The 13,537-nt window shown below is 41.7% G+C and carries 11 protein-coding genes; 6 read left to right on the forward strand and 5 right to left on the reverse strand.

Going from position 1 to position 13,537, the window contains the following annotated elements; all coding sequences use genetic code 11:
• Positions 1 to 38: 38 nt before the first annotated feature.
• The 5 genes from AB6735_RS14035 to AB6735_RS14055 form a co-directional block, all read right to left on the reverse strand.
• Positions 39 to 1,376: a hypothetical protein gene (locus AB6735_RS14035; RefSeq protein WP_370996476.1), complete on the reverse strand. Its 1,338-nt coding sequence runs from the start codon at positions 1,374 to 1,376 to the stop codon at positions 39 to 41.
• Positions 1,373 to 2,005, reverse strand: coding sequence for an RNA polymerase sigma factor (locus AB6735_RS14040; protein ID WP_370996477.1), 633 nt, complete (start codon positions 2,003 to 2,005; stop codon positions 1,373 to 1,375). Before AB6735_RS14040 ends, AB6735_RS14035 begins: the two co-directional genes overlap by 4 nt.
• A gap of 230 nt (positions 2,006 to 2,235) precedes the next feature.
• Positions 2,236 to 3,273 (reverse strand): PorP/SprF family type IX secretion system membrane protein, encoded by a 1,038-nt coding sequence (locus AB6735_RS14045; protein WP_370996478.1) that lies wholly within the window; start codon positions 3,271 to 3,273, stop codon positions 2,236 to 2,238.
• Between the two features lie 3 nt (positions 3,274 to 3,276).
• Positions 3,277 to 7,431: a PKD domain-containing protein gene (locus AB6735_RS14050; protein WP_370996479.1), complete on the reverse strand. Its 4,155-nt coding sequence runs from the start codon at positions 7,429 to 7,431 to the stop codon at positions 3,277 to 3,279.
• Between the two features lie 229 nt (positions 7,432 to 7,660).
• Complete coding sequence (locus tag AB6735_RS14055) at positions 7,661 to 8,899, reverse strand: nucleoside recognition domain-containing protein (protein WP_370996480.1); 1,239 nt, start codon at positions 8,897 to 8,899, stop codon at positions 7,661 to 7,663.
• A 204-nt stretch (positions 8,900 to 9,103) separates the two neighbouring features.
• Here AB6735_RS14055 and AB6735_RS14060 point away from each other — a divergent pair, with 204 nt between their 5' ends.
• The 6 genes from AB6735_RS14060 to AB6735_RS14085 all read left to right on the forward strand — a co-directional run bounded on the left by AB6735_RS14060 (position 9,104) and on the right by AB6735_RS14085 (position 13,450).
• Entirely contained in the window at positions 9,104 to 9,625 is a 522-nt protein-coding gene (locus AB6735_RS14060) for a hypothetical protein (RefSeq protein WP_370996481.1), read from the forward strand.
• A gap of 526 nt (positions 9,626 to 10,151) precedes the next feature.
• Positions 10,152 to 10,673 carry a hypothetical protein gene (locus AB6735_RS14065; protein ID WP_370996482.1) on the forward strand — a complete coding sequence of 174 codons (522 nt, stop codon included), beginning with the start codon at positions 10,152 to 10,154 and terminating at the stop codon, positions 10,671 to 10,673.
• Between the two features lie 9 nt (positions 10,674 to 10,682).
• Complete coding sequence (locus AB6735_RS14070; protein ID WP_370996483.1) at positions 10,683 to 11,213, forward strand: hypothetical protein; 531 nt, start codon at positions 10,683 to 10,685, stop codon at positions 11,211 to 11,213.
• A 171-nt stretch (positions 11,214 to 11,384) separates the two neighbouring features.
• Positions 11,385 to 12,122 carry a TlpA family protein disulfide reductase gene (locus AB6735_RS14075; protein WP_370996484.1) on the forward strand — a complete coding sequence of 246 codons (738 nt, stop codon included), beginning with the start codon at positions 11,385 to 11,387 and terminating at the stop codon, positions 12,120 to 12,122.
• Positions 12,123 to 12,248: 126 nt separating this feature from the next.
• Positions 12,249 to 12,686 carry a DinB family protein gene (locus tag AB6735_RS14080; RefSeq protein ID WP_370996485.1) on the forward strand — a complete coding sequence of 146 codons (438 nt, stop codon included), beginning with the start codon at positions 12,249 to 12,251 and terminating at the stop codon, positions 12,684 to 12,686.
• Between the two features lie 347 nt (positions 12,687 to 13,033).
• Complete coding sequence (locus AB6735_RS14085; RefSeq protein ID WP_370996486.1) at positions 13,034 to 13,450, forward strand: DUF3052 family protein; 417 nt, start codon at positions 13,034 to 13,036, stop codon at positions 13,448 to 13,450.
• The last annotated feature ends 87 nt before the right edge of the window (positions 13,451 to 13,537 follow it).

Raw genomic sequence — 13,537 nt, forward strand, 5'->3', positions numbered from 1 at the left:
TTAAAGATAGCGGGACTCTTTTATTTTTTTATCCTGTTTTATTTAGGTTTGAACGGATTGATATTCCAGCTTACACCAACGGCCACGCCTGTTGATCTGAGGTCAACACGCCCAACACCAATACCGGTAACTGGTAGCTTCATGTAAGGTTGTATAATGGTACTGAATTTGGAGTTGATCCGGCGCTCATAAGTAGCGTTTAAATTCAGTACACCTAACCAATGCTGGTTACGGCCAGCAACCTGGATATCATATGCTGGTTTCATGCCATCGGCAAATTCAAAATGGTAGTTTTCGCGCAGCATAATATAGGATGATAAGCCACTGCCTATAGCAAACTTGTTTCTCCCCCTGGCATAGAATTGATAGTTCAGATTCAATGGTATATCCAGAACCTTGCAATTGGCTGTTACATAATCCGGAAGATTTGCAGCTGGTACACCTTGCCAATTGGCAGAATTATACTGACTGCCACTGGCCTGGTAAGGTTTAACCGCATAAGAGGCACCGGTTGTTATACTGAATTTTTTAGACAGATGTATACCCAACTGCAAGCCAAAGTTTGTACCTACCTGGTTACGGCTGAATGAATTTACCGCGTTCAGATCTGGCGCGGCCAGTATAGCCAGGGTAAAGCGCGGCCCTGTTCTTAATATTGGTTTAAGGGAAGGCTTATCTTTTTTAGTCTGTTGCACAGGCACGGTTACCTTACCAGCAGTATCCGGTTGGTTGGCATTAGTTGGATTGACAGCCAGATCATTTTGTTTTTGATCCTTGGTTGAAGCAATTTTTGTTGGATCAATTACCTTGTTTTGATCATTTACCGGGCTAACCTTATTCTGGTCAGAACTATCTTTTGTGGTTTTATTACCTGGCACATTCGAATTTACTGTATTTACCGGGTTTTGACCTACCGGTACATTATTCTGCTGATTATGCTTACCCGGATTAACACCCAAAGCAGATCCTGTTTCGTTCTTGCCACCATTCGCATTATTTTTAACCAGATTTTCATTATCCGGGTTAACATTTTTAATCGAGTCTTTTGCAACAGGCAGATTATTTTGGCCATTATCTTTTTGGACAGGTATCTGCGTATCTGTTTTGATCTTTGGTTTAATAGCCAGCTCATCTTTCGGTTTTTCTGCTTTATCATTCCTGTTAAAGAAGAATAAACCTGCTGCCAATAGTAAAATAGCCGCTATCGCCGCTGAGTAATAAATTATCTTCCTGATGACCGCCTTCTTGCTGGGTTTATTATCCAGCAGGCGCTCCATAGAAGCCCAATCCTCCTCACGAAAAGCAATATGATCCTCAGAGCCGGATAACCCGTCTTTGAATAGCTGATCTAATTTATTTTCGTTTTTCCCTTTCATCGCATTATTAATTCAATCAATTGTGATAGTCCGACGCTAAACGCACCTATGGCAATAATTTTGTGCCGGATATCCTCAGAACCACTGTCCGGCAAACGGCCGGAGTTGAGTACCATAATTTTTAGTTTTTCTCTCGCTTTAAATAAGTTTGATTTTGATGTACCCGTGCTGATACCTAACTGGTTTGCTATTTCTTCGTGCGAGAATCCTTCAATAGCAAACAAGTTAAATACGGTACGGTAAGCATTTGGCAACTGCTGTATCATGCTCAGCAGATCATCATAATTCAATTTCTGATCGGGTAACTCATCATGACCTATATCTTCAGCAGCATCCAGATCATCATTAAGCGACAGTTTCAGGTTACTCCTGTAATAATCAACCGAAGTATTCATCATAATACGGCCAACCCAGGCAATGAACGGACGTCCCGTATCATATTTATGCAAATTAGTGAATACTTTTAAAAAACCCTGATTCATGATCTCAGCAGCTTCATAGCGGTTACCGGCATATCGCAAACATATGCTCATAGCAAAGCCATAAAATGCCTTGTAAAGCATTTTCTGATCCTTTCGGCTTTGCTGCAAACAGCCCGCAATAAGTTGTTGTAGTTCCGCTTCTCCCATATAAGGGGTTCAAATGGGGTTAAATTGTACTATTCTTTATCGTTTTTTCAGTTACCACGTAGCCGGATAATAAAAGGTTGCCTGCACAATTAATTTTTTTTAAAAAATATATGATCAGTTAAAACCACTAAACCCGGGTAGAAGAATCAGGGAGTAAAGATACTAAAACTCAGTATAACGATTTGCCCCATTGTTTTTAAATACCATACTTGATCAAAATCAACTAACCGCTAATAAAAATCATAGCAACGCCGTGAACCCTCAAATTTACGGTAAGTATCGGAGCGGGACGGGAGTGTAGTTTCATAACCGATACTTCCCTCTGATGAACCACTGGTATTACTATAATTTAAACCCCCGAAAGGAGCATCATGGCTAACCCCCAAACGCAGCTTTTCGCCGCCATCATGGTGAACGAATATGTCGAATATCAGCGAGAGCACTACAGCGCTCGGCCCTGCCGATCCCCCAGTGCGGTACCACAGGCCCGCGTTGATACTTCTCCTTTTAAATTGCATCCCGGCATTGATTGATTGTGCACTGGCCTGTTTGTATAAAATAACTGATGGGATCAGAAATGATTTCTCATCCTCGTCAAGGTTGGCATAAGGGTTCAGGTCAAGCCGGTAACTCGCGTGGGCTGTAATCCGCATGGGCAGTTTGGCCGGGATACCCGTAAACGATTCATTGGGCCGGTTAATATGTTGTAAGGCACCGCCAATATTAAAATCACTGATGACCAGGTTAATGCCAGCGCCCGCATCAAAATAATAACGGTTATCAAAAAGCGGTGGTTCCGCGGCAGTTGGGGTACCCGGCACATAACCAAATTGCGGGTCGATCTGATCGCTGAATACCAGTTTACCATAATTAACCGAACGATTGGTAATGCCCGCCTGTAAACCAAATGATAATACAAAATCTTCGGAACCTACACTGTAGGAATAAACACCCGCTATGTTATTTTTAACAAGTCCGGCGGCCCCTTCGCTGCCACGGGTAAACAATAAGCCCACACCGCCGCCAAACCGGGGAATATTATAATCAACCGAAGCGGTGATATAATTAAAGCCTCCCGGCACCGATGTATACTGGTTTCGGTAAATAAGGTTCATCCGCAGATCGCCGGGGAACTGACCGTTCAATGCAGGGTTTAAGTATACCGGCGAATTAAAGAATTGCGAATACATATGATCCTGGGCAAAAGTGGCTATGCCGGTCAGCAGGGCTGCAAAAAACAAAATACCTTTTTTTAATGAGTTGCGCATCTGCTATCGTATTAAATTGATGGTACCTGTTCGTTTGGGTAAGGAGTTGTTATAGCTCATTCCTTTCCATTCTGTTCCGTTGATAAATGTTGCAGAGGCCTGCCATATATAAACACCCTGCTGTACCGGCGATCCTCTGAAGGTGCCATCCCAGCCATCACCATTTACAGGAGTACCTTTGAAATCATCGAGTTTATCGGTTTCCCACATCAGCTGCCCGTAATTATTGTATACCTGCAAATGCCATTTTTTAATGCCGGAGCCTTTGGCTATAAATTTCTGAAGCTCTGTTGAGCCACTTGTCGGCATAAACGCGTTGGGCAGATAAAGCTGACCGGGGATACCTGTAATATGAACTTTGTGCGAGATCACGCTGTCGCAGCTACCTCGGTAAGCGGTTAAGGTTACTTTATAGGTGCCTGTATCAATATAACTATGCGCAGGGTTTTGATTGTTGGAGGTTTGCCCGTCGCCAAAGTCCCAATGCCATTGTGTAGGGCCGTTGGTGGTTTGATCAACAAAAGTAAACCGGTAATTAGGGATACTGATAACCGTATCTGGTTTTACCCCGAATGCCGTGAACGGCGGAGGGTTAACTGTGATATAACTGTTTTTAACCAGCGTTGCTGTACATCCGGTTACCGGGTTGGTGGCCACCAGCGTAACCGTAAAGGGTGTGTTACTAAACTGGTAAGTGTGCGGAGCCGGGTTTTGCTCAAACACGTGCGGACTGCCATCGCCAAAATCCCAGTCGTACTGGTACGAGCTTGCGCTGGAATTACCGTCCGGCGCTTGCGTGCTGTTAGTAAAATTTACCACCAGCGTCTTACAACCCGTAGTAACATCGGCAGAGAAAGCAGGCAATGGTAACGGGTTTACCGTAACCGTTACTTTATCCGATTCAATAGACGAACAGCCATTTGCCGCCGTTATAGAAACATTGTAAACACCTGCCTGGTTAAACGTATAATTAAGCGTGCTGCCTAAACCGCCTGCAGTTATATGAGTAACATTACCATCAGGGGCATATATGTTATAGGTAAATATATCGCCTCCGGTTGAGGCATTCACAAAGCTGGTTGGGAAAGGAGCACAGCCTGTATTATTATTATCCGTCACAAACGTTTTTGCAACAAAATCGGGTGGCGATACCGAGATAGGCCATTCTATACTTTTTGTAGTATTACCGCAAAGATCTTCGGCTACCATATACAATTTGTACAATTTGGCCAATGTAGAAACTACATGGAAAACAGCCGCACTTTTATCTGTAAGCGTTATCGATGGTAGGACATCCTGTTGTGTGGCCGGATCATATAAGTGATACGTATAGCTTTTATTATTGCCCGGCGAGGCATTTTGGACGGTCACATCAAACGGCGAACAGCCACTAAGCGGACCTGGAAGAATAAGCGCGACAGGCGCTGCCGGGTGTACAGTGATGGTAGCAGACTTGATGGGTATATTACCACAGGAGCTAACCAATTGCAAAGTCACCGTATAAGTTTTGTCCTTACCATCAGTGCCGGGTTCAAAAGTATGTGATGGATTAACTGCTGATGAAGTGGGTGTGTTATCGCCAAAATTCCATACAAAACTGCTGTTGAGTGGCGCCGAGGTATTAGTGAATTGAACGGTTAACTCTCCGCAGCCCTCGGTTACACTGGGCGTAAAATCGGCCGTAATGTTTGTAGGCAAAACATGAACCGTTAAGGTAAAAGGATCACCGTTACAGTTGCCGCCGGTAGCCTGTATAATATAGGTCACTATCGCAAGATTTGATGGATCGTTGTTGGTAAGCACATCATTGATAGCAGAACCGCTTCCGTTGGTATAACCTGTAACCGATGGCGATGTTTTAGTGGGATCCACCGTCCAGCTATAAGCGCTGCCGGGTGTTGAGGTGATGTGATAATTAAGGGCCGTGCCCGAACACTGGTTATTTACTTCCGGAGCGCTGGTAATAACCGTTTGCGGTTGAATTGTAACCGTGACCGTGCTTACCACCTTATCACAGGGCGGGGCTAACGACGTTGTACCGGTTAAGGAGAAGATTACTTTACCCGCAGCAATATCGGCAGCGGATGGGGTATAGGTAGTAACCAATGCGTTAGCGTTGCTAAAAGTTCCCGTGCCACCTTTCCATACCTGACCGGTTATTGTGCCGCTGGGTACTGTACCTGTAAGGCTGATATCCGACCCGGCGCAAACAGAAGCAGGGCCATTTGCGCTGATGGTTGGCGACACCTGGAAGGTAAGATGCTGGATAGCTGTAGCTGGTTGCCCGCAATTGTTTTTTACCGCTACACTAACCGTATAAGTTGCCGCGTCATGAAATAATATCTGCGGATATTGGGAATTGGCCGTTGTACCTCCCGTAAACTCAGCCGCTCCTCCGCTTATTATCCAGGTGTAAGAATCGGGTTTAAGTTCGCCTATGCCACCTAAAACAGTGTGGGTAATACTGGCATCAGTATTGAATTTAAGGGTTTGGTTAATACCACATACCGATGCATCCGCCGATAACTGGGCTGTTGGCGTATCATCAACCGTTATGGTTTGTTCGGTACCCAAAACCGGGCCGCAGCTTTTGGTATTGATGATGAGGTTAACATGGTAAACACCCGCCTTAGAAAAAACCATGTGGGGTTGTTGGCTATTAGCATTGGTATTATCTGCATAAGTAAGGTTTCCGGCTGGCGCATCTGTTACCCATTGATATACATTGGTATTGTTGCAATTGGCATCAATAACCGAAGTATTATCGGGTATTAAAGTTAAAGGGCTGCAGCCTGCTTTCACAGGGAAATTAAATATTGGTTTTGGCGGATTTTGGATACAGATAGGATTTTCCACATCCGCGGCACCACAAACGCCTGCTGTATTTTGCAGAACTAACCTTACGTTGTGTATACCTGTTGTGGTAAAAGTGTAAACAAAAGGTTGGGTAGCGCCGTAATTTTGCACTTTCAGTACACCGTCAACGTACCATGAGTATTTGGCATCGGTGTTAATACAACTTGCAGACGTGTTGGTGGTGCTGGTTGATTGACCCGGATAGGAGGTATTAGCAAAGGTAACAGGTGTGTTTATACACCCCACATCTACAGGCGAAATTTTATTTACCGGCGGCGTAAGTACCTGTGCATATTGGGTTGCCGGGGTACCAATATCACCGCAGTAAGTACTGGTAAGTTGCAGATCGACCCCAAAAACATTCTTGATATTATTAAAAACATTGCCGCACGATGATACAGTGTAAGTATGCACCAGTTTACCGCCTTGTGCTATGATCTCACAAAGCGTATATGTACTGGTTGATCCATCGCCCCAGGTTACCTTATAAATATGGCCGGGATAGTTATTCTGCAAACCGGTTTCGGGCGAGGTGATATCGGCATTAAAAGTCAGGTCGCCTTTACCTGCCGATAAGCATACGGAGGTAATACCTGTAGCACCCAAACCACGATTGGCTACGTTATTCATGAGTAAATAGGATTTTGTACCTACAATGCCACCATTTACCGCTTTAACAGTTACCGTGTAGTTGGCCGCCTGGGCATCAAAAACAGCATTGGGCGAAACATTAACGGTGCCGCCTTCGGCGGCTTGTGCCAGGTCATTAAAAAAAGTGGCTGTAACCGATGCTCCGGATGCGGATTGATTTAAAAAAGTATACTTTGTAGTGACATTGGGTTTGCCGTTACATGTTCCGAATACTTCGGGGTATTGCGGATTGATGATCTGGGAGCTTACCGCGGCAACAACCCCAGTCGAATTGTTAATAGTAAAAGCCGATGAGGCGCCGCTGGTAATAACAGGCGCTGTAGATGCCACCCGTAATTTATACCCGGTTCCGGATGGCGTTCCGGCAGGAATAATACCATTTACAAACGTGGCATAAAAACCGGTGATACTGCCTATTTTTTGCTGCGCGCCAAAATTGCCGTTAGCATCCGACAGATAAAGGTCAAATTCATTAGTCACGGCAAAACAACCGGAACCATTGTTAAGCTTTATTGGAATACTGATACTTGAGCCCGAACCATACGGTCCCGCATCAACATTACCAACATTGATGGTTTGCGCCCGTGCAAATAGTGCAGATAGTAGGGAAATGACTAAAAAAAATGTTTTTTTAGCGTATTTTATCTTCATTAAAAATTGGTTTCATGATGATCAAATGCTTCTTAACTCACCCGCCGATAAGGTGAATTTGGGGGTAAAACAGTTGTTAACCATTAAAGCGATCATGAGTAGGTTATCACATGAAGGCGAATTAGTACTCTTATACGGAATATTTTTCCTGCTGGTTACAAAAAAAGAGAAGAATATACGAGGAAATTAACTTGTTGGAAAGTATCGTAAATCGCTAAAGACAACTTTGTTAACCAAAAAACAAGTATGCCACCAGGATAGCGGCAATAATGCCTGCAAAATCAGCTATTAAGCCTGCCGGGATAGCATAACGTGATTTTTTAATACCCACCGAGCCAAAGTATAAAGCTACGATATAAAAAGTGGTATCTGCTGAACCATTGAATATACAACCCAGGCGACCGGCAAAGCTATCCACACCAAAGGTTTGCATGGTATTAATCATCATGGCTTTTGAGCCAGATCCACTCAGAGGTTTCATGTAGGCTACCGGCATAGCATCCACAAAACGGGTATTGAAGTTAAATTGTGTGCATACCCAGCGTAAACCGTCGTTCATATAATCCAAAGCTCCGCAACTTCTAAAAACGCTGATGCCTACCAGCATGGCCACTAAATAAGGTATTATTTTAACCGAAGTTTCAAACCCGGCTTTAGCACCATCAATAAAGGCATCAAACACATTGACCTTTTTAATCAGGCCCCCCAGAATAAATAATACGGGTACAGTGAACAACAAAAAGTTACTACCTACATTTGATACCGCGCTGATTTGCCCCTTGGTGAGGTAATGAGTAAAGCACCAGATGAGCAGGGTTATAAAGGCGGTTAAACCGCCCAGCCAGGCAATGATCACCCTGTCAAACAAGTTTATTTTCTGCTTAATGGCCACGGCCAGCAAGCCTACTACAGTAGCTACGTAGGTGGCAATAATACAGGGAATAAATACATCGGTAGGGTTAGCGGCGTTTAATATGGCCCGCTGCGCTATGATGGTAACCGGTATAAGCTGTAAACCAGAAGTATGCAGCACCAGGAACATAATCTGGGCGTTTGAGGCCGATTCTTTATCGGGATTAAGCTCCTGCAAGCTCCCCATGGCTTTTAAACCCAACGGGGTAGCAGCATTATCAAGCCCTAATAAGTTGGCCGAAAAATTCATGAGCATTTGCCCGGTAGCAGGGTGGTCGTGGGGAACTTCCGGAAAAAGCCTCTTGAAAAAAGGTCCTACAATACGCGAAAGAAAATTAATGGCGCCCGCTTTTTCGCCAATATTCAATATACCCAGCCAAAATGCCATATTGCCAATCAGTGGCAAAGCTATATCCATTACCGACGATTTGGATGAACTGAATATACCATCAACCAATAACTTAAATGCTTCTGTATCGCCCAAAAAGACGAGCTTGATAAAGGCTACTACAAAAGCGATCAAGAAAAAGGCTACCCAGATATAGTTAAGAACCATTAGTAATGTTTAAGGCTTTGAAGTTATAAATTTGATTTGAGACTTTAGATATGCTCGTCAAATTCACCGCCTGGCTTACATGATCATCAGCAATAAAAACAGATCATATTTGCTTTATATTTTAGAATACGGTGTTTTCACCTATTGCAGTCATAATAGGGGAATGATATTTTAGCAGCAATAAATTACTTCATCATCTAAACCATGTTAAAAAAATCACACTTGCTCCTGCTGGTCTTTTTCAGCTCCATAGCTCTTATCATCAACAGCTGTAAAAAAGACTCACATACGGCACAACAAAATACGATCACCAATCCGGTAGTTGCCGAGGCTAAAAGCTGGTATGAAAGTACTTACCCCTCAGGAACCGGCAAGCTGAACATCCAATCTACAGCAACCCATTTCGATTTTAGCCTGGCGACCAAGCCTGATTGGAATCATGCGGCTACTTATACCCGATTTGATGATAATGTTTTTGAAATGCCTTTTGATGCAGCTGCATCGGCCAAAATTGCTTTAGGCTTAAAAAACGAAAAGGGCGATCAGGCCTATGATCCCAATTTAAGTCGCAGTTCGTTTTTGTTAATAAAGCAATTAGGTAAGTACAATGCATACATCATGACTATTATAGCCGACGCGGCTTATTTAAAGGGCGATCTGCATAAGTTAGATGGCAACAAATACAATAAACGCGACAGCGATTTTAGCGGTGTAGTTTTATTATAGTACTCCAAAAGGTGCTTTTGTAAGTGGCTGGACTTACAAAAATGGTTTTATTACAGGAAAAATTTCTGCCGGAGGAAATCCAACCGGTATCAACCAAGGCGGCGGACAGACAACACAGGGACTCAAATCCGATAACTTCGCTCAAAAAATAACAGTCTGTACGGAATGGTATCAAACAGTTAGCTTTAATGGTGTTACCTATCCGGACACTTATTTAGGAGAAACATGTGTTACTTTTACAACAGGAGGAGGTGGCGGTGACGGCTCGGGAGGCGGTACCGGTTCTGGTGGAGGAGGTGTTGGCGGCGGTAGCAATGGAAATCAATCATCTCCGCCCACTACCCCCTGTGTCCCTGTCGGTCTAAACAATGTCGGGAGTCAGGGAAAACTGTCTGTAAATAGTCTTCAAACACAAACAGCAGTAACACCCATAGGGGGTTTCCCTCCTCCAACCGGTAACCCTTGCCCAACAACACCGGTAGTAGTAAAGGTTACCAACAATGTAAATGATCCCTGTTTAAAAAAAATGGTTGATGCAACAATCTCTGCGGGAGTAACTAATCAAATTAATACACTCGTACAAAGTATATTTGGGAACTCTGATAAATTAAATTTAACCTTTGAGGATGTTACAACACTTAGTAACCAGGTAGATGGTTCAACACAACCCAATGGATATTTTGATGCCAATGGTAATCTTAATATAACTATACAACTAAATAAAAATACGATGCCATCTTATTCGCAGCAATACATTTCAAGGGTTATCATGCACGAGGCATTACATGCTTACATGATAGCTAAAAATATGCCCGCCATAGAGCAACACGAAGAAATGGCTATAAACTATGTTACCAAAATAGCATCTTCCCTACAACAATTATTTCCAGGACTTACTGATTCTGACGCTAAAAGTCTGGCTTTAGGTGGACTATTCCAAACAAATACCTTTAAAGATACAATCGCAAGCGATATGGGGTTATTGGGCAGTTTTGATGCTACGCAAGCAGCATATTCAATTGGTTCTTTAGGTAACAGATGTAATTAAAATCTGAACATGAAAAATATTGCAAAAACCATTATTACCCTCACCTCATGCTTTTTATTGATCAGTAACTTAAAAGCCCAGGAAAAGGGGAGAGATTTGGAAAAATATAAGCCGACTGCCTTGGACAGTCTTTACACAGAAATTTCAAATACTATTTATAGTAGCTTTTATCATTCACCTTACATGTCTACAACTACCCCAACTTTTGCAATACTCAAAATTGATTTTGATAAAAATGGTAAAGTAACAGATATGAGATTTTCAGATAGCGCCGACTCTGCTTTCGTTAAAGCTTTTGAAAACAGGGAAAAGTGGCATGATGATAACGCCACTTTGGAAAGATATGCTAAAATAAAATCGTATAAAAATCTTTCTTTATTATTCCCGGTAAGTTTTGAACCTCAGTTACCTAATTCGAATAAATATTATACTAATGATTATTTAGAGTCGTATTTTAAATTTAACAAAAAAGATTTTACGGGCAAAGCGGTTATGCAATCACCAATTTTTATAAAGATTAGTGCGAAAGGAGAAATGTGACGCTGCTTTACTGTAGTTAGACCTCGCGTGTGTTAGCAATAATGAAGCATTAAATGCACGCAAAGTTAAGATGATAAATAAAGTAGCCGTTAATTAATAAAGCAAGGGTTTTATTTTCAAATAAAAATACAACATATTCCCAATCAAAAAACATAGCTTCTTATTATAGTTATGAACAGACTTCTAATGTTACTTTTATGCTTTGCGGCCTGGCATTTAAACAGCAATGCGCAAACCAATCAAAAGACAAAGGCATTTAATCACCCAAATGAAATCTCATTGGTTACAGATTCATCGGGTAAGGCATTGCCTTATGAAAACTGGAAAAAGCTACTCATGACAGGGGAGTACTTAATTAAACAAATACAGGTTGGAACAGATAGCTTATACTATGTGTTAAATAAACTATCAAAAGAAGAGATAGCCGAGTCTATAGCTAACATGCCTCAACCTGATCAGGGGCCTTATTTTACTAATGGTGAACCCATAAAACCATTCGCAATTAAGGGTATAAATAAATTTAAATTTTTACCGGAAGATTGGGCTGGGAAAATTGTAGTTATTAATTTTTGGTTTATCAATTGTTTGCCATGTCGGGTGGAAATCCCAGAATTAAACAATATAGTAACCAAATATCTTAGCGATAAGGAAGTGGTTTTTATTGCCATATGCCTGGATCCTCAAAACGATGTAGAGAAATTCATAAAAGACACGCCCTTTACTTATCAACAAGTTGTGGATGGAAAATCTTACGCGGATAGCTTTGGTATACAGCAATTTCCAGTCAACGTTATTATTGATAAACAAGGAATAGTAAGATATAATACAATTGGCTATGGACCTCATTGGGTAAAATTTATTGATAAAGTAATTACTGAATGCCAAAAGCCGGCTGCTTTAAAACAATAAATCCCCAATAAATAAAGCACATATGGCATGTTTGTGCAGACAAAGAAACCATTAACTAACTATAGTTAATGGTTTTGTTATTTAATATGAAATAACAATCTTTAAATACTATTTGATTAAAGCAAAATGAACCACATTGTACAAGAATTAACCGATATTATTAATGAATTTCAGGAAATCCGGTCGCGGGCAATTGACTGGGAAACTAAACCGGCAATCGACAAATGGTCAAAGAAAGAGATCCTCGGGCATTTGATAGATAGCGCGCATATCAACCTGCAAAGGTTTATACGCTGTACCTACGAAGAAAACTTCAGGCTCACCTATGAACAAGACGCCTGGGTAACAGCACAGCGTTATCAGGAAGCTGATATCAATGATCTCATTGACCTTTGGACCTTGCTGAACAAACAGATCATCAGCGTATTAAAAAATTATCCTTTGGATAGGGTAGATGCCCGTTGCGACAACAGCAAACTGGAACCTAACCTACAAACAGTAGCCTGGTTAGCTAACGATTACGTGGAGCATTCAAAGCACCACCTGCGGCAGATTGGGTTATGACCGGATATTTAGAAATTCTGGTAAGTTTTTCGTATCTTTATATTCATAAAGCAGCCCGATTTTTCTCATCAAAAAGGAAAACCGGGCTGTTTTGTTAAGGAGAAAAAATAAAAATTGACCGTTTTAGCATTTAGCTATTTGACTATCAATACTTTATTACTTTTTAAAGTTTTAAAAACTCATCAAAACCGCGTTAAAATTTGTTAAAAAGTGTTAAAATCGATGTTTTTCGAGTGATTTTTGATCAATTTTCAACTGTTTTTGAGCAGAAAAGTGTTAAAATTAGAGGTTTAAAAAGTTTTCCACCGTACTAAACGTTAAAAACAGTACCTAAACCATATCGTATCATGGCCGGATATTCAGGAACACCGCTCGCCAAAAAACTGGGCATCAAACCCGGGTTCAGGATCAAACTGATCAATGCACCCAACCATTATATGGACTTATTTACCGATCTGCCCCCGGAGTTGTACTTTGATGATACAGCAGACACACCAAAAGATTTTATCCACTTTTTTACCCTGAACAAGGATGAGCTGCTAATCAGGCTGCCGCTATTAAAAGGGCAAATTAAGCAGAACGGCATGATATGGGTTTCCTGGCCAAAAAAAGCCTCCAAAGTAATAACCGACGTAACGGAGGACCTGGTTAGGGATACTGCCCTTAAAAACGGGTTGGTTGATATAAAAGTTTGCGCGGTAGATGAAACATGGTCGGGCTTAAAATTAGTGATACCAGTAAAGGACAGGAAACCATCAGTTTAAGATCATTTTTATTAAAAACAATACAAAGCATTCCAGTATACTTTACGAAGCGGGTGTAAATACGTAACTTAGCCATACAATATATTC

It is taken from the genome of Mucilaginibacter sp. RCC_168 (assembly GCF_041355315.1).
GTDB lineage: Bacteria > Bacteroidota > Bacteroidia > Sphingobacteriales > Sphingobacteriaceae > Mucilaginibacter.